19 protein-coding genes are annotated in these 26,557 nt (G+C 69.5%); 13 read left to right on the top strand and 6 right to left on the bottom strand.

All coding sequences use genetic code 11. The features are described from left to right. Nucleotides 1-5: 5 nt before the first annotated feature. The 10 genes from CLV54_RS17740 to CLV54_RS15165 all read left to right on the top strand — a co-directional run bounded on the left by CLV54_RS17740 (nt 6) and on the right by CLV54_RS15165 (nt 14,634). The gene (locus CLV54_RS17740) at nt 6-245 is read left to right on the top strand and encodes a hypothetical protein (protein WP_170062005.1); all 240 of its coding nucleotides are present in this window, start codon (nt 6-8) and stop codon (nt 243-245) included. A 432-nt stretch (nt 246-677) separates the two neighbouring features. Beyond that, complete coding sequence (locus CLV54_RS15205) at nt 678-2,579, top strand: ABC transporter ATP-binding protein (protein ID WP_100345822.1); 1,902 nt, start codon at nt 678-680, stop codon at nt 2,577-2,579. 507 nt (nt 2,580-3,086) lie between these two features. Then, entirely contained in the window at nt 3,087-4,451 is a 1,365-nt protein-coding gene (locus CLV54_RS15200; RefSeq protein ID WP_100345821.1) for a cystathionine beta-synthase, read from the top strand. A 143-nt stretch (nt 4,452-4,594) separates the two neighbouring features. Then, the gene (locus CLV54_RS15195) at nt 4,595-5,785 is read left to right on the top strand and encodes a cystathionine gamma-synthase (RefSeq protein ID WP_100345820.1); all 1,191 of its coding nucleotides are present in this window, start codon (nt 4,595-4,597) and stop codon (nt 5,783-5,785) included. A gap of 265 nt (nt 5,786-6,050) precedes the next feature. After that, complete coding sequence (locus CLV54_RS15190; RefSeq protein ID WP_157803010.1) at nt 6,051-9,191, top strand: poly(ethylene terephthalate) hydrolase family protein; 3,141 nt, start codon at nt 6,051-6,053, stop codon at nt 9,189-9,191. A gap of 157 nt (nt 9,192-9,348) precedes the next feature. Next, on the top strand, nt 9,349-10,731 hold the full coding sequence (locus tag CLV54_RS15185; protein ID WP_100345818.1) for an amino acid permease: 1,383 nt from the start codon (nt 9,349-9,351) through the stop codon (nt 10,729-10,731). A gap of 49 nt (nt 10,732-10,780) precedes the next feature. Then, entirely contained in the window at nt 10,781-11,749 is a 969-nt protein-coding gene (locus tag CLV54_RS15180; protein ID WP_100345817.1) for a cyclase family protein, read from the top strand. Between the two features lie 182 nt (nt 11,750-11,931). Next, nucleotides 11,932-12,975: a type IV toxin-antitoxin system AbiEi family antitoxin domain-containing protein gene (locus tag CLV54_RS15175; protein ID WP_100345816.1), complete on the top strand. Its 1,044-nt coding sequence runs from the start codon at nt 11,932-11,934 to the stop codon at nt 12,973-12,975. A gap of 95 nt (nt 12,976-13,070) precedes the next feature. Next, a complete protein-coding gene (locus tag CLV54_RS15170; RefSeq protein WP_245861763.1) occupies nt 13,071-14,102 on the top strand; it encodes a LacI family DNA-binding transcriptional regulator in 1,032 nt (343 codons plus the stop codon). A gap of 145 nt (nt 14,103-14,247) precedes the next feature. Further along, nucleotides 14,248-14,634 (top strand): nuclear transport factor 2 family protein, encoded by a 387-nt coding sequence (locus CLV54_RS15165; protein WP_211294570.1) that lies wholly within the window; start codon nt 14,248-14,250, stop codon nt 14,632-14,634. Between the two features lie 99 nt (nt 14,635-14,733). Here CLV54_RS15165 and CLV54_RS15155 read toward each other — a convergent pair whose 3' ends face one another. After that, nucleotides 14,734-15,918 (bottom strand): MarP family serine protease, encoded by a 1,185-nt coding sequence (locus tag CLV54_RS15155; RefSeq protein WP_100345815.1) that lies wholly within the window; start codon nt 15,916-15,918, stop codon nt 14,734-14,736. Between the two features lie 234 nt (nt 15,919-16,152). Between CLV54_RS15155 and araB the strand changes: the two genes are divergently transcribed. The 3 genes from araB to araA are packed head-to-tail and all read left to right on the top strand — an operon-like array spanning nt 16,153 to nt 20,119. After that, a complete protein-coding gene (araB, locus tag CLV54_RS15150; RefSeq protein WP_100345814.1) occupies nt 16,153-17,880 on the top strand; it encodes a ribulokinase in 1,728 nt (575 codons plus the stop codon). After that, nucleotides 17,877-18,596, top strand: coding sequence for an L-ribulose-5-phosphate 4-epimerase (locus CLV54_RS15145; protein WP_100345813.1), 720 nt, complete (start codon nt 17,877-17,879; stop codon nt 18,594-18,596). Before araB ends, CLV54_RS15145 begins: the two co-directional genes overlap by 4 nt. Nucleotides 18,597-18,601: 5 nt before the next feature. Next, nucleotides 18,602-20,119 carry an L-arabinose isomerase gene (gene araA / locus CLV54_RS15140; protein ID WP_100345812.1) on the top strand — a complete coding sequence of 506 codons (1,518 nt, stop codon included), beginning with the start codon at nt 18,602-18,604 and terminating at the stop codon, nt 20,117-20,119. 184 nt (nt 20,120-20,303) lie between these two features. Here the strand turns inward: araA and CLV54_RS15135 are convergent, their stop codons facing one another. The 5 genes from CLV54_RS15135 to CLV54_RS15115 all read right to left on the bottom strand — a co-directional run bounded on the left by CLV54_RS15135 (nt 20,304) and on the right by CLV54_RS15115 (nt 26,436). Next, nucleotides 20,304-21,251: a hypothetical protein gene (locus tag CLV54_RS15135; RefSeq protein ID WP_100345811.1), complete on the bottom strand. Its 948-nt coding sequence runs from the start codon at nt 21,249-21,251 to the stop codon at nt 20,304-20,306. 398 nt (nt 21,252-21,649) lie between these two features. Next, entirely contained in the window at nt 21,650-22,930 is a 1,281-nt protein-coding gene (locus CLV54_RS15130) for a sugar ABC transporter permease (RefSeq protein ID WP_100345810.1), read from the bottom strand. Continuing rightward, the gene (locus tag CLV54_RS15125) at nt 22,927-23,784 is read right to left on the bottom strand and encodes an ATP-binding cassette domain-containing protein (protein WP_100345809.1); all 858 of its coding nucleotides are present in this window, start codon (nt 23,782-23,784) and stop codon (nt 22,927-22,929) included. Before CLV54_RS15125 ends, CLV54_RS15130 begins: the two co-directional genes overlap by 4 nt. Nucleotides 23,785-23,929: 145 nt before the next feature. Continuing rightward, entirely contained in the window at nt 23,930-25,018 is a 1,089-nt protein-coding gene (locus tag CLV54_RS15120; protein ID WP_100345808.1) for a sugar ABC transporter substrate-binding protein, read from the bottom strand. A 230-nt stretch (nt 25,019-25,248) separates the two neighbouring features. Then, the gene (locus CLV54_RS15115; RefSeq protein ID WP_100345807.1) at nt 25,249-26,436 is read right to left on the bottom strand and encodes an ROK family transcriptional regulator; all 1,188 of its coding nucleotides are present in this window, start codon (nt 26,434-26,436) and stop codon (nt 25,249-25,251) included. Nucleotides 26,437-26,557 lie beyond the last annotated feature (121 nt).

The raw sequence follows: 26,557 nt of genomic DNA, 5'->3' as shown, positions 1-26,557 counted from the left end.
GCTCTGTGCTGTTCGGTGACGCGGTGCTGACCGGGGGCTCCGCGAGCGTCGAGGTCGCGATGTTGGTCGGGGTCGCGATGTTCGTCGAGGTTGCGATGTTCGTCGGGATTCCGGAATTCGTCGGGGATGCTGTGTTCGTCGGAGTGGCAGTGTTCGTCGGTACGGTCATGGGCGACCGCCTTTCTCGCGGGGGCTCGACGCCGGATGGCACGAGCCGAGGATTCCCGCCGGGCTTCGCAGTGTGAGTGAGCGCTGAGTGAGCGAACGCTGAGTGAGCGCGGGGGCTCCGGGAGCGCGTCATCCGCGGTCCGCCGGCGTCGATGCGCTCGACCTTCTCGAAGCCTCGAGAGCCGTGCGATCTGCGGCTATGGAGCACCCCTCATCAACTGCGCCTCGGGCGCGGGACGGAAGGGGGTGTCTACTTCATAGCGCTGACGACGATAACAGGCCGCTGACCCCGTGTCCAGACCTCCCCGCCAGAGCTCACCCCATTCCTTCCGACTCCTCCCCGACTCAAAACGACGGAACTTCTGGCGAAAACGTGCCGTTTCACGCCGAAAGCGAGGAAATCGGGCGGTATCTCCGTCGTTTTGAGTTGCGAAGAGCGAGAGCGCACACCGGCCAGGAGCGAACACGGCCAGGATGTCGCAGCCGCGTCGTAAGGTGAACACGTGAGCATGGGCGGTGGTGGCGGAGGCGGCAGACGCGCCGCGCTCGGCGGCGGCGTGGGCGGAGGGCGCTCCCGGGTGAGCGCCGGCGACGAGTCCGCGCAGCGCGAGATCAACGCCGAGGCGCCCAAGATCCCGCACCTGCTGCGCCGGATCTTCGACCTCTTCCGCCCGCATCGCGCCGCGCTCATCGTGACGATGGTGCTCGTGCTCGTCGGCGCGGGCCTGAGCGTGCTCCCGCCGCTACTGACCGCCCAGGCCTTCGATGTCGGCCTCTTCCCGCCCAGCGGCGGCCCGAACCTCGCGGTGCTCACCGAGATCGTCGTGCTGATGGTCGTCATCTGGGTCGCGTCGGCGCTGCTCGGCGTGTGGCAGACCTACCTCACGGCCACGGTGGGCAACAAGGTCATGGGCGCGCTGAGGGTGCGGCTCTTCAGTCATCTGCAGGCGATGGAGCTCAGCTTCTTCACCCGCACCAAGACCGGCATCATCCAGTCCCGCCTGCAGAACGATGTGGGCGGCGTGGCCAACGTGCTCACCAACACCATCTCGAGCATCCTCGGCAACACGGTCACCGTCATCGCGGCCCTCGTCGCCATGCTGCTGCTCAACTGGCAGCTCACGATCGTCGCCGTCATCCTCATGCCGATCCTCGTGATCGCGCAGCGCCGGGTCGGCCAGGTGCGTGCGAGGATCGCGGGCAAGACGCAGGAGTCGCTCTCCGACATGACGGCGATCACGCAGGAGACCCTGAGCGTCTCGGGCATCCTGCTCTCCAAGAGCTTCAACCGTCAGCAGACCGAGATCGCACGCTACGCCGACGAGAACCAGAACCAGATCCGCCTGCAGGTGAGCCAGCAGATGAGCGGCCAGTGGTTCTTCGCGATGGTCAGCATCTTCCTCTCGAGCATTCCCGCGATCGTGTACCTCGTGGCGGGCTGGCTCATCACGGGAGGATCGGCGGATGTCACGGCCGGCACGATCGTCGCCTTCACGACCGTTCAGGCGCGGCTGCTCTTCCCGCTCCTCGGCCTCATGCGCGTGGCCCTCGACCTGCAGACCTCGAGCGCCCTCTTCGCGCGGATCTTCGAGTACCTCGACCTCGATCCGGCGATCGCGGATCGCGACGACGCCGTGCCGGTCGACGACGACGCCACCCTCGGCCGCATCGAGTTCGACCACGTGAGCTTCGCCTACCCCGACGCGCCGTCCGACGCCCGGCCCACCCTCGACGACGTGACCTTCGTCGTCGAGCCCGGCCAGTTCGCGGCTTTTGTCGGCCCGTCGGGGGCGGGCAAGACGACCGTCTCGTACCTCGTGCCACGACTCTACGAGGCATCCCGTGGCCGGGTCGTCTTCGGCGGCAGAGACGTGCGCGAGCTGCAGCAGGACTCCCTCGTCGCGAACATCGGCATCGTCAGCCAGGAGACGTACCTCTTCCACGCGACGATCGGCGACAACCTGCGCTACGCACGGCCCGACGCGAGCCTCGAGCAGCTCGAGGCGGCGACGAAGAGCGCGAACATCTACGAGACGATCATGAGCTTTCCCGACGGCTTCGACACGATCGTCGGCGAACGCGGCTACCGGCTCTCGGGCGGCGAGAAGCAGCGCATCGCGATCGCGCGCGTGCTGCTCAAAGACCCGGCCGTGCTCATCCTCGACGAGGCCACGAGCGCTCTCGACACCGTGTCGGAGCGTGTTGTGCAGGCCGCCCTCGACACGGCGTCGCACGGGCGCACGACGATCGCGATCGCGCACAGGCTCACGACGATCGTCGCCGCCGACGTCATCTACGTCGTCGACCACGGGCGCCTCGTCGAGCGCGGCACCCATCGCGAGCTGCTCGCCCTCGGCGGCACCTACGCCGAGCTCTACTCCGAGCAGGTGCTCGACACCTCGCCGGGCTGATCGAGGGCTGGTCACGCGCTGGTCACGGGCTGAACAAGCGCTGTTCGGGCGCTCTTCGGGCACTGCTCGCACGGGGCGGCGAAGCCCGTGCTGCTGCGCAACTGCGTGCTGCCGGTCGGCGCCCTCTTCGTGCTGCTGCAGTTCGCGTCGAGCGCCCAGTTCGAGCTGTGACCTGGACCCGCGTCGTCGCGACCGTCTTCGGCTTCGCTCGCTCGAGAACGAGCAGAAGCGCGCCCGGGAGGCTCTCGCGACGGCGGGCATCGTACGGGGGCTCGGCCGCTCGATCGCGTGGGCTCCGCCTCGTCACACGCAGTGACATGTTCAGCGGGCCGGGATAGAGTGTTAGCCGTGTTCGCTCTGAATCTCTGTTGTTGTCGCTAGCAGCTTCGACCCCTCGGTCGCCCGGCGCATACCTCGGTCTGTCCGCGCCCGCTCGCAAAACTCTTCAGCCCGGATCCACTCCCTCGACGCGTCGCGCGTCGGAATGACCTCGAAGGTTCTCTCGTCATGAAGTATGCAAACACGATCATCGACCTGGTGGGCAACACCCCGCTCGTCAAGCTCAACCGAGTGACGGAGGGGATCTCGGCGACGGTGCTCGTCAAGCTCGAGTACCTCAATCCGGGCGGCTCGAGCAAAGACAGGATCGCCACCCGCATCATCGATGCGGCGGAGGCCGAGGGCAAGCTCAAGCCGGGCGGCACGATCGTGGAGCCCACCTCCGGCAACACGGGCGTCGGGCTCGCGCTCGTCGCCCAGCAGCGCGGCTACCGTTGCGTCTTCGTGCTGCCCGACAAGGTGGGGGAGGACAAGCGGAACGTGCTCACGGCGTACGGGGCCGAGATCGTGGTGACCCCGACATCCGTCGCCCCGGAGCACCCCGACTCGTATTACAACGTCTCCGACCGTCTCGCCGCCGAGATCCCCGGAGCGTTCAAGCCCAACCAGTACTCCAACCTCAACGGCCCGCGCAGCCACTACGAGACCACCGGCCCCGAGATCTGGGATGACACCGACGGCCGGGTGACGGTCTTCGTCGCCGGCGTGGGCACGGGCGGGACCATCAGCGGCACCGGAAGATACCTCAAAGAGGTCTCGGATGGCGGTGTGCGCATCGTCGGAGCGGACCCCGAGGGCTCGGTCTACTCCGGTGGAACCGGCCGCCCCTATCTCGTCGAAGGCGTGGGGGAGGACTTCTGGCCGACCGCCTACGACCCGAGCATCCCCGACGAGATCATCGCGGTCTCCGACGCGGACTCCTTCGCGATGACCCGCCGGCTCGCGCGCGAGGAGGGGATCCTCGTGGGCGGCTCGAGCGGCATGGCCGTCGTCGCGGCGCTGCGTGCCGCGGCATCCCTCGGCCCGGACGACGTCGTGGTCGTGCTGCTGCCCGACGGCGGGCGCGGATACCTCGGCAAGATCTTCAACGACCGCTGGATGCAGTCCTACGGCTTCGCCGAGCTGCCCGGCGAGAGCACCGTGGCCGACGTGCTCAGGCAGAAGACCGGGCAGCTGCCCGACCTCGTGCACGTGCACCCGCACGACACGGTGCACGATGTGATCGGCATCCTCACCGAGTACGGGGTGTCGCAGGTTCCCGTGCTCACGGCCGAGCCGCCCGTCGTGATGGGCGAGGTCATCGGCGCGATCGACGAGCGCGTGCTGCTCGAGCAGGTCTTCGCGGGCACGGCCAAGATGGGCGCGAAGGTGAGCGACTTCGTGGGCGCGCCCCTCGGGCTCGTGGGCATCACCGAGTCGGTGTCGAGCGCGCGGGAGGCGCTCGCGGCATCCGACGCCCTTCTCGTGGTCGACGAGGGCAAGCCGATCGGCGTGCTCACCCGGCACGACCTGCTCGCCTTCCTGAGCGCCTGAGCCCCAGCCCTTTCCCCTTTTTTCTCAAAACGACGGAGATTCTGGATGAATCAGCCGTTCCCAGGCCGGAAAACATGTTTTTCGAAGAATTGTCCGTCGTTTTGAGTACAACCATGTGAGTACAACAAGCAAAGGTCAGTGACATGAGCACAGCAGATTCAGCAACAGCGTCGGCAGCGGATTCAGGGGCAGAGGGCTTCGCCACCCGGGCGATCCACGCCGGACAGGCGTTCGACCCGACGACGGGCGCCGTCATCCCGCCCATCTACCAGACCTCGACCTTCGTGCAAGACGGCGTCGGCGGCCTGCGCGGCGGCTACGAGTACGGCCGCAGCGGCAACCCCACGCGCACCTCGCTCGAGACGCTCATCGCCTCGCTCGAGGGCACGCCGCACGGGCTCTCCTTCGCCTCCGGCCTCGCCGCGGAGGACACCCTGCTGCGCGCCGTGCTCGAGCCGGGATCGCACGTCGTGCTCGGCAACGACGTCTACGGCGGCACCCACCGCCTCATCAACCGGGTGCACGGCGCATGGGGCGTCACCAACACGACCGTCGAGCTCGGCGACCTCGACGCGGTGCGCGCCGCCATCCGCCCGGGCGAGACGCGCATCCTCTGGGTCGAGACCCCGAGCAACCCGCTGATGAAGATCAGCGACATCGAAGCGCTCGCCGAGCTCGGGCACGAGACCGGCCTCATCGTGGTCGTCGACAACACCTTCGCCTCGCCGGCCCTGCAGCAGCCGATCGCGCTCGGCGCCGACGTCGTGGTGCACTCCACCACCAAGTACCTGGGCGGTCACTCCGACGTGATCGGCGGCGCCCTGGCGATCGTCGACGACGAGCTGGCGCAGAAGGCGCGTTTCCTGCAGTTCGCGGCGGGCCCCATCTCGGCTCCGCTCGACGCGTGGCTCACGACCCGCGGCATCAAGACGCTGGCGGTGAGGATGCAGCGGCACAGCGAGAACGCGCAGGCCATCGCCGAGCATCTCCTCGGCCATCCCGCCATCGACGCCGTCTACTACCCGGGCCTCGAGAGCCACCCGGGCCACGAGCTCGCCGCGCGCCAGATGTCGGGCTTCGGCGGCATGCTCTCCCTCGCGCTCAGGGGCGGCCCCGCGGCGGCGAAGACGCTCGTCGAGTCGACCTCGCTCTTCCAGCTCGCGGAGTCGCTCGGCGGCGTGGAGTCGCTCATCGGCCTCCCCGCCGAGATGACCCACGCCTCGGTCAAGGGGACCGCGCTCGAGGTGCCCGAGAACGTCGTACGGCTGTCCGTGGGCATCGAGGATGTCGCCGACCTCATCGCCGACCTCGACGGGGCGCTCGGGCGGCTGTAGGGCGCCTCCTCCTGTGTGTTCCTCATAGGGAATGCACTGTTTGTGACGAGTCTGTAAACATCGGCGACATCGGGGCGAGCTCAAATTGCGCACGGTGTAAATATGCTGTTTCCGGAATGTTACGTGTCGCTGAAAACGTGATGTGGCACATTTCCGCCCCAGTAGCGTTTCTCCCAACCCACCGGCGGGCGCGTGCCGAGGGTGGGACTCGAGGGCGGATGCACGGCGGTCGGGGCGACCCCATCCCTTTCCCTTGAGGAGAAATGTGCCCAAGTCTGTGCGCCATTGGAAGCACATCGCGCTCGCAACAGCGCTGTGTTTCGCAGCAACACCCTTTCTCGCGGGAGCTCCCGCCTACGCCGCGAGCTCGTCTGATGACAGCGCCACCGTCGCCCAGGGCGACGACTGGATCGTCAGCCGGGTAGCGGCCGGATACCAGGTCTCGAAGACCCTCGCCGAGCCGATCGAGTTCCGCGACGCGGCGCCGACCCTCTGGGCCGACGGCGTCGACCTCGGCATTGCGAACCAGTCCCTCGACGGCCTGACGATCACCGTCACGACCGACGACCCCGTGGTGCTGACGGCCGGCGACGTCGCGCTCGGCTGGGAAGGCGAAGGCGACCCGACGGTCGAGACCCCCGTGCCGGATGCCGGAGCCGGGGCTCTCGGAGCCCAGCGCCTCTCGAAGGCCCTCGTCGTCGACGAGTCCTCGATCGCCTCGATCCTCGCCGACGACCCCGCGACGCACGGCCAGTACTCGGTCGAGCGCGACGACTACGACCTCGGCGACGAGGCGGAGGACATCCGCGGCTTCGGGCGCAAGGGCGAGATGCGCGCGGCGCTGTTCATGCCCGTCGGCGCGGCCGGCGAGCGGCCCGTCGTGCTCTTCCTGCACGGCCGCCACACCTCCTGCTCGGGCGGAACCCGCAACCCCGACTCGTGGCCCTGCAACCCCGACCAGGTCGACGTCGCCAGCTACCTCGGCTACAACGACGCTGCCGAGGCTCTCGCGAGCCGCGGCTACGCCGTCGTCTCGATCTCGGCCAACGCGATCAACGCCCTCGACGGAACCCTCTCCGACGACAACGGCGCTGTCGCCCGTGCGCAGCTCATCCTCGACCACCTCGAGCTTCTCCGCGAGGCCAACGAGGGGCCCGTCGACGGCCTGAGCCCGAGCCTCAAGGGCCGCCTCGATCTCGACCACGTCGGTGTCATGGGCCACTCGCGCGGTGGTGACGGTGCGGTTCGCGCCGCGCTGCTGAACGCCGAGCTCGAGAAGCCGTTCGGTATCGAGGCCGTGCTGCCGCTCGCCCCGACCGACTTCGGCCGGATGACGCTGCCCGACGTTCCGACGGCGACGATCCTGCCCTACTGCGACGGCGACGTCTCCAACCAGCAGGGTCAGCACTTCTTCGACGACTCGCAGCACGCCTTCGACGACAACGTGCTCCGCTCCTCGGTGCTCGTGATGGGCGCGAACCACAACTTCTTCAACACCTCGTGGACGCCCAGCAAGTACGCCTTCTCCGCCTCGGACGACTGGAACAACAACAACGGCGACCCCGACTGCAAGTACGGCGTCTCGCCGACGCGCCTCACCGACGACGAGCAGTACGACGTCGGAACCGCCTACGTGACGGCGTTCTTCCGTCTGACCATGGGCGACGAGCAGCAGTTCCTGCCGATGTTCGACGGCTCCGACGCCAAGCCGGTCTCGGCCGGACGCGCCGACGTGCGTGTGAGCGCCTCGCTGCCGGCATCCACCCGGTACGACGTGAACAACTTCGACAAGCCCGACACCGATGTGCGTGTTCTCGGCGCGGGCACCTACCAGTACTGCGCGAGCCTCTCGGCCCGCCCGGTTCCCGGTGAGCAGCCCTACTGTGTGAACTCGCTCACGACCTCGCAGGTTCCCGACTTCACCCCGGCGAACTTCGCCCAGTCGGTTCCCGCGACCCCGTCGCTGCACTTCACCTACACCGCCCCGGCGAACGCCAACGCGCTCGCCGGCGAGATCCGGGTTCCGCTCGACGCGGGCAAGTTCGACGTCACCTCGTACGAGGACCTGTCGTTCCGCGTCTCGCCCGACGAGACCGCGACCGGCACGACCGACCTCACGGTGACGCTCGCGGACGGCTCGGGAGCGACGGCCTCGGTGCACGCCTCCGAGTACGGCGACGCCCTCACGGTGCTGCCGGGAACGGTGAGCCCGCTGCGCAAGGTGCTCCTGCAGCAGCTGACCATCCCGACCGGTGACTTCGCGGGAGTGAACCTCTCCGACATCCGCGAGGTGCGGTTCACCGCTCCGCGTGCCGCCGGCGGCGTTCTGCTCGGCGACCTGGCGTTCCTCGCAACCCCGAGCGTCGGCGACGCGAAGGTCTCGACCCGCCCGGTGCTGTCGATCCCCGACGTGAACATCGAAGAGGGCGACGGTCCCGCGACGGCCTACGTGCCGGTGCTGCTCTCGCGCTCGCAGGACGTGCCCACCACGGCCTGGTTCAGCGCGGTCGGCACGGCCAACGGCAAGGTCGACCTCGCTCTCAAGAAGCTCACCTTCGAGCCCGGCCAGACCTGCATCGCCGTCCCGGTTCCCACCAAGGGCGACAACGAGCAGGGCACCACGCAGTCCGCGAAGTTCAAGATGACCGTCTCGAACACGCAGGAGGGCTCGACGATCGGCGACTCCTTCGGCTACCTCACGGTGCGCGAGGATGACGGCGTCGTGACGCCCACCATCCCCTCTGTCCCGCCGCGCGGTGGCAACCCGGGCACCCCCGAGATCCCCGGTGGCGACCCGCTGCCCTCGGCTCCGGCCGTGGGCGTGCAGGGCGACGCCTGCGCCGAGGCGACCGCCGAGCCCGGAACGCTCACAGTGAGCCCCGCATCGGCCGAGCGCGGCGACAGCGTGACCATCACGGGCTCGGGCTTCCGCTCGGGCGAGTCGGTCTCGTTCGCCTTCCACTCCGACCCGGTCGACCTGGGCTCGCTCGTGAGCACCGACGGCACCGTCTCGCTCACGACGACGGTTCCCGACGACGCCGAGTTCGGCGCCCACGAGTTCCAGGCTCTGGGCGCGGGTTCCGCGTTCACGGCGACGGGTGCGCTCGAGGTCGTCGACCCGAACGCTCCGACGGATGAGCCGACCGACACCCCGACGGACGTGCCCACGGACACTCCGACGGATGTGCCGACGGACACCCCGAGCGACACCCCCACGGACGCGCCGCTCGACCCGGGCAGCGACGGCACGACCCCGGGCTCGACCACCTCGGGCACCGCGGCCGGTCTGGCCTCGACCGGATTCGAGGGGGCGGGCTGGGCACTTCTCGCGCTGCTGCTCATCGGTGGAGGCGCCACGGTGTTCTTCGCCCGACGCAAGCGCGTCTCCCAGGATGACGCCAGCTAGGGACTGAGCGTCGCCGAACGGCGGGGCGGGGCGACTTCGGTCGCTCCGCCCCGCCGTTGTCTGCGTCTGCGTTCGCGGACGGGTCACTGGCAGATAATCAACGCAGACTGTCAACTCTGCCATTTCGAATACGGCCCGGATCCGCGACGATAGGGGAGTGAGCACAGCGACCACCCCCAGCCCGGCCGAAGGCGCCGCGCCCGAACGGGCCACCGACGCGGAGCCCGGGCGCGCGGCATCCATCGGTCTCGTGCAGGGCTCGGCCCTCTACGTCGCCGCCGTGCTCGGAACCGGGATCCTCGTGCTGCCGGCGCTCGCCGCGAGCGTGGCCGGGCCGGCCTCGATCCTCGCGGTGGTCGCCGTCCTGCTGCTCTCGATCCCGCTCGCCGGCACCTTCGCAGCGCTCGCCGCGCGGTTTCCCGACTCGGGCGGCGTCGCGACCTTCGTGCGCCGCGCCCTCGGTCCCACCTTCGCGCGGATGACCGGGTACTGGTTCTTCTTCGGCGTCTGCGTGGGCGCACCCGTCGTCGCGGTGCTCGGCGCGGAGTACGTCGTCGCCATCCTCGGGCTCGAGCGCTGGTCCGTGGTCATCGTGGCACTCGCCATCCTCGTGCCGCCGCTCGTCTCGAACAGCTTCGGCTTCACGGTCTCGGGGGCCGTGCAGCTCGTGCTCACCGGGGCGCTGCTCGCGATCGTCGTCGTTGTCGTCGCCCTCGCCGTGCCCGCTGCCGACCCCGCGAACCTCACGCCATTCATGCCCGGCGGCTGGAGCTCGGTCGGACTGTCGATCAGCCTCTTCGTCTGGGCTTTCGCCGGATGGGAGGCGGTCACCCACATCGCTGGCGAGTTCCGCAGGCCGCGGCGCACCATCCCGCTCGCGACGGCCATCGCGATCGTCACCGTCGGGGCCGCCTACCTCGCCCTGCAGCTCGTGACCGTGCTCGTGCTGGGAACCTCGGCGGGCGACAGCGCCGTTCCGCTGCTCGACCTGGTCGACGCGGGCTCGCCGGGTCTCGGCTCGATCTTCGTCGCCGTCGTCGCGGCCGTCGTGGCCCTCGGCGTGCTCAACGCCTACCTGGGAGCCTTCGCGAAGCTGGGCGCCTCGCTCGGCCGCGATGGCGACCTGCCGCGCTGGTTCGGTGCGGGAGCGCAGGCAGGGGGAGTGCCGCGGCGCAGCCTGCTGCTCGTCGCCGTGCTCGCGCTCGTCTACCTCACCCTCCTCGTGCTCACGGGGCTCGACCTCGAGCCGTTCATCCTCATCCACACGAGCTCGATGGTCGCCGTCTACGTGCTCGGCTCGATCGCGGCCGTGCGCCTGCTCGAGCGCTGGTCGGTCGGCTGGTGGCTCGCCGTCGTCTCCTGCGTTCTCACCTTCGGCCTCGTGCTGCTCGCCGGCGCGAACCTGCTCATCCCCGCGGTGCTCGCCGTCGTGGCGCTCGTGGTCGCGCTCGTGAAACGGTGGCGTGCTCGTGCTCGTGCTCGTGCTCGTGCTCGTGCCGGTGCCCGTGACCCGCGGCAAGCAGTCCGCGGCAGCCGATGACGCGACAAGCTAATACCTGTTACGCGACAACCGACAAGAGGAGAACCCCGTGACCGAGCACCGTGCCCACTTCGACGCCGAGATCGTCTTCGTGAACGGCGGCGGCCTGAGCGCACGCGACTTCCGCCTCGACCTGCCGGCCGCGGCATCCGGAACGCCGTCGGAGGAGCGGATCCTCGAGGAGCAGTTCTCCGAGGACCGGATCGCGCAGCTGCTGATCGCCCACCTGGGGCTCGCGCTCGTGCAGAGCGTCGAGCTCTCGAAGCTGCGGATCGTCGAGGAGCAGCACCGCGGCAGCAGGGGCGTTCCGCAGTCGGACACGGAGGGGAGCACGCAGCCGGAGGCCGCCGCCGCATCCCCGCGGCGTGTCGTCGACCTCAGCCACACCATCCGCGCGGGGCTCGTCACCTACCCCGGGCTGCCGGCGCCGACGATCACGCCGCACCTCACCCGCGAGGAGTCGCGCTCCCACTACGCGCCCGGCACCGAGTTCGCGATGGACGTCCTCACGATGATCGGCAACACGGGCACCTACCTCGACAGCCCGTTCCACCGCTACGAGGGCGGCGCCGACCTCTCCGGGCTCGAGCTCGCCGAGCTCGTCGGCGTGCGGGCCGAGGTGCTCCATCTGACGGATGCCGCGAGCCGCGGCATCCCCGCGAGCGTGTTCTACGACCGTGACGTCGCCGGTGCCGCCGTGCTGCTGCACACGGGCTGGGACGCGCACTTCGGAACGCCCGAGTACGCTACCGGCTCGCCGTTCCTGAGCGAGGAGGGCGCGCAGTACCTCGTGGAGCAGGGCGCCGCGATCGTGGGGATCGACTCGCTCAACATCGACGACACAGAGTCGGGTGGCACGCGTCCCGCGCACTCCCTGCTGCTGGCCGCGGGCATCCACGTGGTCGAGCACCTGACCGACCTCGGGCAGCTGCCCGCCCGCGGTGCTCGCTTCACCGCGGTGCCGCCCAAGGTGGAGGGCTTCGGCACCTTCCCCGTGCGGGCCTTCGCCGAGCTGTAGCTTGCCGCGCCCTCGCGGCGCACGTTCTTCGTCACGGCGCATCGTAGAAGGTGCGCCCCGACGAAGAACGTGCGCCGCGACAGAATGACGTGCGCCCTGCACAGGGTGGGATGCCGGATGTGAGTGCACAGGAGCCGGGGAAGCGGGCGCGTGGGTCGTCCTTCTGCGCCGATCATGGGGGCGTGGATATTCGTGAGATTCTCGGCGATGCGGGCGATGCGGGCGATGCGGGCGGCCCGGGCGGTGCTGACGGTGTCGCGGATGCCGCGGGTCTGATCAGTGCCCGGAGGTTCCGCGAGCTCGGCGTCGGAGCCGATCAGCTCGCCCGGCTCGTTCGCGAGGGAACGCTCCAGAGGGTGCACCGGGGCCTCTACCTTCCGCGGGAGCGGTGGAAGGGGCTGCGCGCGGGTGCCCGCCATCGAATCCGTGTGCTCGCGGCATCCGAGGCTGCTCGTGGCCGACTGACCTTCTCGCATCACTCCGCGGCTGCGCTGTTCGGGCTGCCTTTCGTCGATGCGCGTCTCGATGCGGTGCACACCCACGACCCGGGCGCGACCGGCGGAACCGCGCGATCCGGGATCACGGTGCACCGGTCGCGGGTTGCTGCCGCGACCGAGAGCATCGACGGAGCACGGGTGACGAGCCTCGCTCGCACCCTCGTCGATGTGGCGACGACGTCGAGCTTCCTGACCTCCGTGGTCATGCTCGATCATGCGCTCAGAGAATCGCTGGCCCGATCGTGCGGCCCGCCCCGATCGGGTCCCTGGCGTTGGAGCCTCACGAAATCGTCGCTCAGGGAGGAGCTCGACGTGGTGAACCCCCGTCGTGGAGGCCGCCTCGCCCGCCGTGCCATCGAGTTCGCGGACCCGCGTTCGGGCAGCCCGGGCGAATCGCTGAGCAGAGTACGTATGCACGAGCTCGGTTTCGTCATCCCCGAGCTTCAGGTGCGGTTCCCGAACGCCCGGGGAACGTACTTCGACGTGGACTTCTGGTGGGAGGAGCCGCGGATCATCGGCGAGTTCGACGGGCGCGGAAAGTACGAACGCCCGAACGGACCCGACGCGCGGGCTCCGGGTGACATCGTGTGGGACGAGAAGCTTCGCGAGGACGAACTGCGGGCGACGGCACACGCCTCGTTCGCCCGCTGGCCGTGGAGCGTCGCGTTCGCCGCGCCCGTCTTCCACCGCTTTCTGGCCGAACGAGGCGTCCCTCGTGCGCACCGCTGAGCTTCGCGGCGCACGTTCTTCGTCACGGCGCATCGTAGAAGGTGCGCCCCGACGAAGAACGTGCGCCGCGACAGCGGCCAGCATAAGCTCACGGTGTGAACGTGCACACCGACGAGCCGACCGAGCCTGCGAAGGGGCGGGCCCCCAGCATCCGGGATGTCGCGCGCCTCGCCGAGGTCTCGCACCAGACCGTCTCGCGGGTGCTCAACGATCACACGAGCATCCGCGACACGACCAGGCAGCGGGTGCTCGAGGCCATGGAGCAACTGCAGTACCGCCCCAATCTCGCCGCCCGCCGGCTCGTGACGAGCCGATCGCGCACGATCGGGGTGCTGCGCGCGTCGAGTCAGCAGTACGGCCCCGCGAGCAGCATCGCCGCCATCGAGGAGGCCGCGCGCGAGGCGGGCTACTTCGTCAACACGGCGAACCTCGACCTCGACGACCCGGAGTCCATGCGCTCGGCGCTCAACCACCTGATGTCGCAGGCGGTCGAAGGCCTCGTCGTCATCGCCCCGCAGGTGCGCATCGCGACGACCCTCGCCGAGATGTCGATCAGCATTCCCTTCGTCACGATGCAGTCGGCGGGCGCCGGCCATGCGCTCTCGGTCGACCAGGTGGCGGGGGCGCGGATGGCGACGCGGCACCTCGTGGGGCTGGGGCACCGCGACATCCTGCACCTCGCCGGGCCCACCGACTGGGTCGAGGCGCAGGCCCGCGTGCTCGGCTTCGAGCAGGAGCTGGCTGCGAGCGGTCTGCCGGTCGCAGCGCCCGTCGTCGGGGACTGGACGGCCGCGGCCGGCTACGAGGCCGGTCGCCGGATGCTCGCCGCCGGAGGCTTCACGGCCGTGTTCTCGTCGAACGACCAGATGGCGCTCGGTGTTCTGCACGCCGTGCGGGATGCCGGCCTCGACGTTCCCCGCGAGGTGAGCGTCGTGGGCTTCGACGACATCCCCGAGGCGGCCCACTTCTGGCCGCCGCTGACGACCGTGCGCCAGGACTTCGCCGAGCTCGGCCGCCGCTGCATCGCCCGGCTGCTCGGCGAGATCGAGGGCACGCCGCCCGACGACCCCGGCGACGTCGTGCCCGAGCTCGTCGTCCGCGCCTCCACGGCCCCTCCCCGCCTCTGACCGGAGGGGTGGCGCTCGGGGTGGCGCCGGGTGGCCCCTGGGGTGGCGCTCGGGGTGACGTTCCGGGTGGCGGCGGTGTGGCGATCGGATGGTGGTCGGATGGCGCCGGGTGGTGATCGCCGCTGAGGGGGCGTAGAACGGAGGCATGAGTGAGATCGCCGACCCCGTCGCGGAGTGGATCGCCGGATACCGCCGGGCCTGGCAGAGCAACGATCCGGCCGACATCCGCGCGCTCTTCACCGAGGATGCCGACTACCGCACCGACCCCTGGGTCGAGCCCTGGCACGGCCACGCGCAGATCGTCTCCGGGTGGCTCGAACGGCGGGACGAACCGGGCACCACGACCTTCGAATGGACCCCGCTCGCCGTGACGGACGCCGTCGCCGTCGTGCAGGGGGTGACCGTGTACTCGAACGCCCCGAACTACAGCAATCTGTGGGTCATCCGCCTGGCCGAGGACGGCCGCGCCCGCGAGTTCACCGAGTGGTGGATGAACCAGTCCGTGCCCTCGGCAAGTCTTCTGCCCTCGTAGGCTCTCCGCTCAGAGCGTGCCGTCTGCTCAGAGCGTGCCGCCTGCTCAGAGCGTGCCGCCTGCTCAGAGCGTGCCGCCTGCTCAGAGCGTGCCGCCTGCTCAGAGCTTGATGCAGTCGCCCGTGGGCACGGCGGCGTTGAGCGCGGGGGCCTGCGCGATGACGGGTGTGAGCTCGTCCATGGCGAGCGCGTAGCCGATCTTCGCCGCAGCGGTGTCCTTCGCGAAGACGAGGCCCACGACGGAGCCGTCCTCGGTGAGCAGGGGCCCGCCCGAGTTGCCGTGCTCGACCACGGCCGAGAGCACGTAGACCTGGCGGGGCGACGGGTTCTGGCCGTAGATGTCGGGCACCGAGATGCTGTCGACGGCGTTGACGACGGCCGGCTGCGAGCTGAACGGCCCGCCGAAGGGGTAGCCGTCGACGACGGCCGCCTCACCGACGGCGAGGTTCGGCGTGAACGGCAGCGGGCTCGCGGCGAGGCCGTCCACGGCGATGACGGCGAGGTCGTCGACGGGGTCGAAGTAGACGATCTCGCCGGGGCGCGCGGTGTCGCCCGGAGTCTCGACGATCGGCTGGTCGACGCCGGCGACGACGTGCGCGTTCGTCAGTACGCGCTCCGGGGCGATGACGACCCCGCTGCCGGCCTGGCCCTGACCGCAGGCGTAGGCGTTGCCGGTGATCCGCACGACCGAGCGGGCGGCGACGCTCAGCTCGTCGCTCGTGGTGTCGACATCCGGGATCTCGAGGGTCTGCCCCGCGCCGAGCGCCCCCGTGATGGTCGGGATGCCGTCGTCGACGACCGCGGAACGGATCTGGGCGAGCAGCGAGTCGACCGGGTCGGGGGTGAGGTTGTCGATCGTGCGCAGGACGGCGGAGGAGGAGATGGCCTGGGTGACGACGGGGATGCCGAGTGATGACACGCCGCCCGCGACGAGCGAGAGCAGCAGGCCGGTGAGCACGACCGCGGCGACGGCGCCGACGATCCGGTCGACGACCCGCAGGGGGGTGCGATCGATCGGGCGCCCGATGAGCCGCCCGATCCACAGGCCCAGGGTGTTGCCCGCCGCGATGAGCACGAGCACGGTCGCCAGCACGGCCGCCACCCGCCACTGCGGCTGCGGCACCCACGACGAGACGAGCGGGATGGCGAGGATCGCCGCGACGGCGCCGGCCACGAGGCCTCCGATGCCGGCGATGCTGCGGATGAAGCCCAGACGGAAGCCGTAGACGAGATAGGCGAGCAGCACGAGCACGAGCAGCACGTCGAGGATGAGCGAGCCGGGCATATCGCTCCTCTCCTGGTGACGCGTGCACAGTTCGTACGCAGTTCGTGCACAGTACGTACGCGGTTCGGACGCCGCGGCTCTACGCTCCCGTTCCGCGCTGGGAGGGTGCTGTGAGCCGCGAGAACTTGACAGCGGCGGGCGCGGTGTGACTACCATTGTCCCGTCGATGTGACCGTTCACATTCGGCGGTTCCGAGCGCGACGACCGCGCTGACAGACGAGGGAGTCCACGACGGTGAGCGAAACCGTGTCAACCACGCCCGAGCAGTACGTCATCGGCATCGACTACGGCACCCTGTCCGGTCGTGCCGTGGTCGTGCGCGTCTCCGACGGCGAGGAGCTCGCCGAGGCCGTGCTCGACTATCCGCACGCGGTCATGGACAGCGTGCTCGCCGAGACCGGCGAGACCCTGCCGCCCGAGTGGGCGCTGCAGGTGCCCTCCGACTACGTCGACGTGCTCAAGACCGCCGTTCCCCAGGCCGTCGCCCGGGCAGGCATCGACCCTGCGCAGGTCATCGGCATCGGCACCGACTTCACGGCCTGCACGATGGTGCCGACGCTCGCCGACGGCACCCCGCTCAACGAGCTGCCCGAGTTCGCCGGCCGGCCGCACGCCTACGTGAAGCTCTGGAAGCACCACGCCGCGCAGCCGCACGCCGATCGCATCAACGAGCTCGCCGCGGCGAGGAACGAGAGCTGGCTGCCGCGCTACGGCGGGCTCATCTCGAGCGAGTGGGAGTTCGCGAAAGGCCTCCAGCTGCTCGAGGAGGACCGCGAGATCTACGACCGGATGGAGCACTGGGTCGAGGCCGCCGACTGGATCGTCTGGCAGCTCACCGGCAACTACGTGCGCAACGCCTGCACGGCCGGCTACAAGGGCATCCTGCAAGACGGCGAGTACCCGAGCCGCGAGTTCCTCGGTGCGCTCAACCCCGACTTCGCCGACTTCGCCGAGACCAAGGTCGCCCACGAGATCGGCCAGCTGGGGGATGCCGCGGGCACACTGAGCGCGCAGGCCGCCGCCTGGACGGGCCTGCGCGAGGGCATCGCGGTCGCGGTCGGCAACGTCGACGCGCACGTCACCGCTCCCGCCGCGCGAGCCGTGCATCCCGGCCAGATGGTCGCGATCATGGGCACCTCGACCTGCCACGTGATGAACTCCGACCGGCTCGTCGAGGTTCCGGGCATGTGCGGCGTCGTCGACGGCGGCATCGTCTCGGGACTCTACGGCTACGAGGCCGGGCAGTCGGGCGTGGGCGACATCTTCGCCTGGTACGTGAAGAACCAGGTGCCGGCGAGCTACGTCACGGATGCCGCGGCCGCCGGCCTCAGCGTGCACCAGCACCTCACCGAGCTCGTCAAGGACCAGCCCGTCGGCGCCCACGGGCTGCTCGCGCTCGACTGGAACAACGGCAACCGCTCCGTGCTCGTCGACACCGAGCTCTCCGGGCTCCTCCTCGGCCAGACCCTCGCGACCCGCCCCGAGGAGATCTACCGTGCACTCCTCGAGAGCACGGCCTTCGGCACCCGCATGATCGTCGAGACGTTCAACGACTCCGGGGTGCCCGTCACCGAGTTCATCGCGGCCGGCGGCCTCATCAAGAACGCCTTCCTCATGCAGAGTTACAGCGACATCCTGCGCCTGCCCATCTCCGTCATCGGCAGCGAGCAGGGCCCGGCCCTCGGCAGCGCGATGCACGCCGCCGTCGCCGCGGGCGCCTACCGCGACATCCGCGAGGCCAGCGACGCCATGGGTCGACTGCAGGCCGACGCCTACCAGCCCGACGAGGCCCGCGCCGACGCCTACGACGCGCTCTACGCGGAGTACGCGACGCTGCACGACTACTTCGGCCGCGGGGCCAACGATGTGATGAAACGGCTCAAGGACCGCCGACGCGAAGCCCTCGAGACAGCACAGGCCGAGACAGCTCAGACCACAACAGCAGAGGAGGCGGGCGCATGACGACCTTCGCCCCGCAGATCGAGATCGCCATCGAGAAGTCCCGGCAGGATGTCGCGGCCCTCCACTCCGAGCTCACTCGCTACGGCCTCGTCGTGTGGACGGGCGGCAACGTCTCGCAGCGGGTGCCCGGAGCCGAGCTCTTCGTCATCAAGCCCTCGGGTGTGAGCTACGACGACCTCGCGCCGGGCAACATGATCCTGTGCGACCTCGACGGCGCCGTCATCCCGGGCACCCCCGGAAGCGACCGCTCCCCGTCGAGCGACACGGCCGCCCACGCCTACGTCTACCGCAACATGCCCGAGGTCGGCGGGGTCGTGCACACGCACTCGACCTATGCGACCGCCTGGGCCGCGCGCCACGAGGCGATCCCGTGCGTGATCACGGCGATGGCCGACGAGTTCGGCGGCGAGATCCCGGTCGGGCCCTTCGCGATCATCGGCGACGACTCGATCGGCCGTGGCATCGTCGAGACCCTCGCCGGGCACCGCTCGCGCGCCGTGCTCATGCGCAACCACGGTCCGTTCACGATCGGCAAGGACGCACGCGACGCCGTCAAGGCGGCCGTGATGGTCGAGGATGTCGCACGCACCGTGCACATCGCCCGCCAGCTCGGCGAGCCGAAGCCGATCGCTCCCGAGGCCGTCGACGCCCTCTTCGACCGCTACCAGAACGTCTACGGCCAAGCCCCGCAGGGCGAACTCACCCAGGAGGACTAGAAGTCATGCCCCAGCTCACCACCTCCCTCGAGCAGTACGAGGTCTGGTTCCTCACCGGCAGCCAGAACCTGTACGGCGAGGAGACCCTCCGGCAGGTCGCGGAGCAGTCCCAGCAGATCGCGCGCGCGCTCGACGACGCGGCCGGCATCCCGGTTCGCATCGTCTGGAAGCCCGTGCTCACCGACTCGGAGTCGATCCGGCGCGCGGCCCTCGAGGCGAACGCCGACGACGCGGTGATCGGCCTCGTCGCCTGGATGCACACCTTCAGCCCCGCCAAGATGTGGATCGCCGGTCTCGACGCGCTGCAGAAGCCGCTCTTGCACCTGCACACGCAGGCCAACGTCGAGCTGCCCTGGGGCGAGATCGACTTCGACTTCATGAACCTCAACCAGGCCGCCCACGGCGACCGCGAGTTCGGCTACATCCAGACCCGGCTCGGCGTCGCGCGCAAGACCGTCGTCGGCCACGCCACCAACCCCGTGGTGCAGCAGCAGATCGGCACCTGGACCCGCGCCGCCGCGGGCTGGGCGGCCTCCCACGAGCTCAAGCTCGCGCGCTTCGGCGACAACATGCGCTACGTCGCCGTGACCGAGGGCGACAAGACCGAGGCCGAGCTGCGGTTCGGCGTGCAGGTCAACACCTGGGGGGTCAACGAGCTCGCGGATGCCGTGGCCGCGGCATCCTCGTCGGATGTCGACTCGCTCGTGGCCGAGTACGAAGAGCTGTACGACGTGGTCCCCGAGCTGCGGCGCGGGGGAGAGCGCCACTCCTCTCTGCGCGACGGCGCGGCCATCGAGCTGGGCCTGCGCTCCTTTCTCGAGGAGGGCGGCTTCGGCGCCTTCACCACGAGCTTCGAAGACCTCGGCGCACTGAAGCAGCTGCCCGGCCTCGCCGTGCAGCGTCTGATGGCCGAGGGCTACGGCTTCGGCGCCGAGGGCGACTGGAAGACGGCCGTGCTCGTGCGCGTCGCCTCGGTGATGGGCGCGGGCCTGCCCGGCGGCGCCTCGCTCATGGAGGACTACACCTACGACCTCGTCCCCGGCGACGAGAAGATCCTCGGCGCGCACATGCTCGAGGTCTCGCCGTCGCTCACGACCGCGCGCCCCACGCTCGAGATCCACCCGCTCGGCATCGGAGGCAAAGACGACCCCGTGCGTCTCGTCTTCACGGCCGACTCGGGCCCGGCCGTCGTGGTCGCGCTGAGCGACATGCGCGACCGGTTCCGTCTCGTGGCCAACGTCGTCGACGTCGTGCCGCCGACGGCGCCGCTGCCAAACCTCCCGGTCGGCCGGGCCGTGTGGAAGCCGCAGCCCGATTTCGCGACATCCGCCGCCGCCTGGCTCACCGCGGGCGCCGCCCACCACACGGTCATGTCGACCGCGCTCGGCATCGAGGCCTTCGCCGACTTCGCCGAGATCGCGAAGACCGAGCTGCTCGTGATCGACTCGAGCACCGAGCTGCGCGCCTTCCAGCGCGAGGTGCACTGGAACCAGGCCTACTACCGGCTCGCCCAGGGCCTCTAGCCCCCGGCCCTGGCCGGTTCGGCGGGCACGGGCGCTCGCTGCCCACTCGCGGCACGTGAAAGTCTCGGGGGCACGCGATTTTCCACGTGCCCCCGCAACTTTCACGTGCCGCGAGTGGGCGGGGAAAAGGGAGCGACCGAAGCAGGATGCAGGCGCAGATGCGCAGGCGGGCATGAGGGAGCGGTCAGGCACGAGGAACTCCGTGTTCGGTGAGGAACGCGTGGAACGCCGTCGGCGAGAACGCACGATCCCAATCCCAGCGGAGAAGCCGGCTCACGTGAGGGCGGAGCGCGTCTTCGCGCAGCTTCTCGTCGAGCACGACGTCCGCGGGGTCGCGATCCCCGAGAACCCGGCCGCGGGTGTACTTCAGACGGCCGTCGAACTCGCCGATGATTCGGACAGAACGCCAGAAGAAGTCGACGAAACGATCGTGTCCGGCAGCGTTCGGGAAGCAGGTCTGCAGTTCCGGCACCTCGAACCCGAGCTGGAGCATCCGCACCCTGCTCAGTGATTCGCCGGGACTTCCAGCGAGAGGACTCGCGAAGTCCAGCGCGGCTCGTGCCGCCCGCACGCCGGTTCGCAGATTCGCGCGCTCGAGCTCCGCACCGAGCTCGGCCACGGTGAGCGCGGGCCGCGCGTACCCCAGTCGCCGGAGTTCGTCCTGTTCGCGCTCCTGATCGACCCGAAGCGCGTGGTCGAGCATCGCCACAGCGACGAGGAAGGACTCGCTGGTGGCTATGTCGATGAGAGTTCTGGCGAGGCAGGTCGCGTGCAGCCCCTCGACCGTCACGATCTCGGGAGCACTGCCGCCGCGATGGGCTGTCGACGTTCGAGAGGAGGAGCCGCCCGCAGCCCCCGTTGTCCTCACGTGCACCGTGCGGGGCCAGCGCCCGATCCGCGGCAGGCCGTGCAGAGCGGCTGCCGTGGCGTGCGAGAAGACGAGCGGATGTCGCGCGGCTCGTGCCGCAGCCGCCGCGACGAGGCGGTGGCGTCCGCCGTCGCCGGAGGCCCGCCAGATCTCGCCGAGCACAAAGCATCCGTGGCGCACGTGCACGAGCTCACCCGAGGCCGTGGCGTTCTCGACGACGCGCTGGGAAAGTCCGAGATCGAGGAGGTCGGCTCGCCGGATCACGGGGCCGTGCCTGGCCGTGGCAGCCTCGATCGCCGCTCGCAGGTGGAGAATCTCTTGCGGACGTGGCGCCCGTGTCTTTTCTTGCGGCCGTCGTGTTCGCTGTGTTTCCGTCGTTCGCTGTGCCTCTTGTGCTCGTGCGCCCCACTGGACGGTTCTGGATATCGCTGCTTTCTTCGCCACACGCGATTGTTACCCGGCTACAGGCGTGTTCTGGGCGGGAAGCCCGCTTCTGTGGATGACGCGAGCTCGCGTCATCCGGTGTTGGTGTCGTGCGGATGACGTGGTGGATCACCGTCGCGGCACGCAAAAGTCCCGCGGGCACGAGAGAAATCACGTGCCCGCGGGACATTGACGTGCCGCGATGAGGGGGCGGGCTTCGGGTCGCCGCGCCCTGACGGCTACGCGCGCCCGGCCGCCTTGCGCGAGCGGCGCGAGAGCGAGTCGATGATGACCGCGAGCAGCAGCACCGCGCCCGTGATCATGTAGCGGATCGACGAGTCGAGGTTCAGCAGCGTGAGGCCCGAGGAGATCGACTGGATGACGACGATGCCGAGCAGGGCCGAGAACGCCGAGCCGCGGCCGCCGAAGAGGCTCGTTCCGCCGATGACCGCCGCGGCGATCGCGTTCAGGTTGACGTCGCCGCCGCCCGAGCCCTGGTTGGCCGCCGCGAGTCGCGCCGCGGCCAGGAGGCCGCCGACCGCCGCGAAGGTCGAGCACAGCACGAACACCGAGATGTAGACCCGGTTGACCCGGATGCCGGCACGCCGGGCCGCCTCGACGTTGCCGCCGACCGCGTAGACCGAGCGGCCCCAGCGGGTGCTCGTGAGGAAGTAGTTCACGATCACGACGAGCACGAGGAAGAAGAGGAACATCGCCCCGACGCCCCGAGTGAGGTTGAGGTACCAGGCCGAGACGCCGAGCACGAGGAGCAGTCCGATGCTGCGCACGGCGATCGATCCCGACGAGTGCGCCGACAGTCCCGCCTTCGTGCGTCGTCGTGCCTGCCTCACGAGCTGCCAGGCGAACACGGCGGCCGTCAGGGCGACGAGCACATAGGAGGCCCAGGCCGGCAGGAACATCTGCTGCGCGAACTGCACGATCCACGAGTCGAAGGGGATGTTGATCGATCCCGTCGAACCGAGCACCCAGAGCTGGATGCCCAGCACCCCGAGCAGGCCGGCGAGCGTGATCACGAAGCTCGGCACGCCGAAGCGGGTGTACAGGAAGCCGTAGAAGAAGCCGATGACCACCCCGGCCGCGATCGCGGCGAGCAGCGAGACGATGAGCGGCCACTCCAGCTGCACGAAGGTCACGGCGAGGATCGCCGAGGCCAGCCCGCTCACCGAGCCGACGGAGAGGTCGATCTCGCCGAGCAGCAGCACGAGCACGATGCCGATCGAGATCGTTCCGACCGCGGCGCACTGCAGCGTCAGGTTGACGAGGTTCGTGCTCGACAGGAAGTTCGGGTTGAGGATCTGGAACACGGCCCAGATGACGATGAGCCCGACGATCACCGGGATCGAGCCGAGATCGCCGCCGCGGATCCGGCCGAAGAAGCCGCCGACCGCGCCGCGCACACCGCCGGCGTTCTGGATCAGCCGCTCGTCTTGCAGGTCGGTCGCGAGCGTCGAGGCCGTGGCATCCTGGGCGACGTCGTTCGTGGTGTTCGGTGCGCTCATGCCGTCTCCTCCGGTGTGGGGGTGGTGATGGTCGTGGGGGTGGTCGGGTCGGTGTGCTTGCTGGCCGCCCGTCGGGTGACGGCGTTGTCGGTGGCGCCCGTGATGGCCGCGATGATGGTCTCGCTCGTGACATCCCGCACCAGGAAGTCGCCGTTGTTGCGGCCGAGCCGCAGCACGACGACGCGATCGGCGACGGCCTGCACGTCGGCGATGTTGTGGCTGATGAGCAGAACGCCGAGCCCGCGTTCGCGCAGACGCTCGATGAGGTTGAGCACCTCGGCGGTCTGGGCGACGCCGAGGGCGGCGGTCGGCTCGTCGAGGATGACGATGCGCGGCTCGCCGATGAGCGATCGGGCGATCGCCACGGTCTGGCGCTGGCCGCCCGAGAGCGAGGCGATGGGGGTGCGCACCGAGGGGATCTTGGCGCTCAGCTCGCGCAGCAGCGCCCAGGAGCGCTTCTCCATCTCGACCTCGTCGAGCGAGCCGCCGTGGGTGAGCTCGCGCCCGAGCCACAGGTTCGCGACGACGTCGAGGTTGTCGCACAGCGCGAGGTCCTGGTAGACGGTCGCGATGCCGAGCGCCTTGGAGTCGGCGGGGCTGTTGATGGTGACCTTCTTGCCCTCGAACTCGACGGTGCCGCCATCCTGCGGGTGCACCCCGGCGAGGATCTTGACGAGCGTGGACTTGCCCGCGCCGTTGTCGCCGACGATCGCGACGACCTCGCCCGCGTACACGTCGAGCGCGATGTCTGACAGCGCCTGGATGGCACCGAAGGTCTTGCCGACTCCGCGGAGCGACAGGATGTGGTCGCCCGCGCGGTTCCGTTCGGCGGTGGACTCTGACGTCAACGTCATATGCATTCCTTGCGTTTCGTGAACCCGTTCTCGCCGGGCTCGCAGCGAATGGCTGGCCGGGAACACCATTTGATCCCGGCCAGCCCTCTGAGCGCTACTGTTTGTGTGTTATTCGATTGTGTGTTAGTCGATCCGGCGGTTCCGGCTACTGGATGCCGGCTGCTGCGCAGGCGTCGGCGTAGTCGGAGGTGCAGATGTCGGCCACCGTGTAGAAGCCGTCGGCGACGACCGTGTCCATGATGTTGTCGATGGTCACGACCACGGGGTCGAGCAGGGTCGTCGGCGTTCCGTCGGTGTCGGTGTCGCCTTCGACGGTCTCACCGTTGGCGAGCGAGACCGCGATCTCGGCAGCCTTCTCGGCCTCCGCCTTGATGGCCTTGTAGATGGTCATGTACTGGTCTCCGGCAACGATGCGCTGGATGCCGGCGAGCTCGGCGTCCTGGCCGGTGATGACCGGCCACGGGGTGACGTTCGCGGCCTTCAGCGCTGCGACCGCTCCACCGGCGGTGCCGTCGTTGGCCGCGTAGACTCCGGCGATCTGCCCCGGGAACTGGGTGATCTGGCCGGCGACCCAGTCCTGGGCCTTGTCCGGGCTCCAGTCAGGCGTGTCGAACTCGGCGAGCACCTTGTTGGCACTCGTGTCGATGACGCTGTGCGCGCCCTTCTTGAAGAGGGTCGCGTTGCCGTCGGTCGGCGAGCCGTTGACCATCAGGATGCCGCCGGTGCTGCCGTCCTCCTTGAGCTTGTCGGTGATCGCCTGGCCCTGCAGCACGCCGACCTTCTCGTTGTCGAACGAGATGTAGTAGTCGAGGTCTCCGCCGGCGACCAGACGGTCGTAGGAGACGACGGGCACACCCTGGGCGTTGGCCGCCGAGACGATGCTCACGGCTGCTTCGGCGTCGACCGGGTCGAGCACGAGCACCTTGACGCCGGAGGTGAGCGCGGACTCAGCCTGCTGCTGCTGCTTGGACGCGTCCTGGTCGGCGTTGGAGTAGAGGACCTCGTAGTCGCCGAGCTCGGCGACCTTGGCCTCGAACAACGGCTTGTCGAACTGCTCGTAGCGTGCGGTCTTCGATTCGGGCAGGAGGAGGCCGATCTTGACCCCTGCTCCCTCGCCCGAGCCGGAACTCGCCGACGATCCATCCCCACTGCCTGACGCACAGGCTGTGAGCGCGCCGGCGGTGAGCATTATGCCGACGGCGAGGAATGTGAGTTTTTTGCTGGCGCTCTTCATTGACTTACCTCTCACTGGACCGCCCTCTTTGGCGGTTTTGTCTGAGTTTGTCACCGCGCGTCATTGGCGTCAACTTTTGAACTCAAGACATAACGGACTGTGATCATGCCGTTATCTTTCGAATTCAATGTGTCGACAATGTACCGAGGGGGCGAGGGCGGGGCGGCACGGGGTGGCGCGGCGACGGCACAGGGACGGCGCGGCGGGTGGCGCGGGGGTGACGCCGTGGGTCAGCCGTTGGCGGCGATACGGGTGTCGGCCTCGACGGAGACGTTGTCGATGGCCAGGGCGAGGCATCCGATGAGCTCGGAGCGGTCGCCCAGCTCGCTCTGCACGACCTCGGCCACGTCGGCGCCGTTGCCCAGCGCAGAGCGCTCGAGCGCGTGCCGCAGCGGTGCCAGGAGGGTCTCGCCCGACATCGCGAGCTCGCCGCCGATCACCAGCCGTTCGGGGTCGAAGAGGTTGCAGAGGCTCGCGGCGGCGATGCCGATGTGCCGGCCGGCATCCGCTATCACCCGCCGGGAGCTCGCGTCGCCGCTCTCGGCGCGCATGATGAGGTCGCTGAGCCGCTGCACGCTCGGATCGCTGTGGAAGAGGTCGAGCAGGGCCCGACCGCCGGCGATCGTCTCGAGGCAGCCGCGGTTGCCGCAGCGGCAGATCGGGCCGTTCTCGTCGATCGTGACGTGGCCGATCTGGCCGGCCTTGCCGGTGACTCCGTGGAAGGTGCGACCGCCGATGATGAGCCCGGCGCTGATCGTGTGCCCGACGCGGATGTAGACGGCCCCGTTCGAGCCGCGGGCCGCGCCGTCGCGGGCCTCGGCCGTGGCTCCGAGGTTGGCCTCGCTGTCGACGAAGACCGGTCGCTGGATGCGGTTGCCGAGCGACTGGGCGACGTCGACCCCCTCCCAGCCGCGCAGCAGGCCCGGGGTGGAGATCATGCCGGTGCGGGTGTCGACGGGCGCGGGCATGCCGACCCCGACGGCGAGCAGGTCGGAGAGCGAGGCGTCGATCGACTCGACCATGTCGGTGAGCAGCAGCGTCGCGCGGTCGAGCTCGCTGTCGTAGCGGTGGTCGGGGGCGAGCGGAACGTGGTTCTCGGTGACGATCGTGCGCGCGACATCGGAGATGGCGACGCGCAGGTGGCGGCTCGAGAAGTGCAGGCCGGCGACGAGCCCGAGCTGGCGGGCGAGAGAGACCTGGATGGCGCGGCGTCCGCTGCGCGAGGTGATGCTCGTGTGCAGCACGCCCGAGGCCGACAGCTCTTTCACGATGTTGGACACGGTCGCAGGCGAGAGGCCGGTCGCGCCGGCGAGTTCGACCTGGGTCAAACGGCCGTGGTGCTTGAGCGCATCCACGAGCCGAGCACGGTTGGCTTCGCGCAATGAAGTCTGCGAGCCCGGTGTTGGGTTTCGACTCATCACATGCACACGATACACTTCCCGCCCTTGTCCACCCGCCCCGGGAGGTGTGCGGGAGGCGTGCGCAAGGGCGTGCGCAGGGCAGGCGCAAGTCGTGCTCAGGGTGTGCGCAGGGTCTGCG

The sequence above is a fragment of the Compostimonas suwonensis genome, assembly GCF_002797855.1.
GTDB lineage: Bacteria > Actinomycetota > Actinomycetes > Actinomycetales > Microbacteriaceae > Compostimonas > Compostimonas suwonensis.
This window is presented reverse-complemented; position numbering and strand designations above follow the sequence as displayed.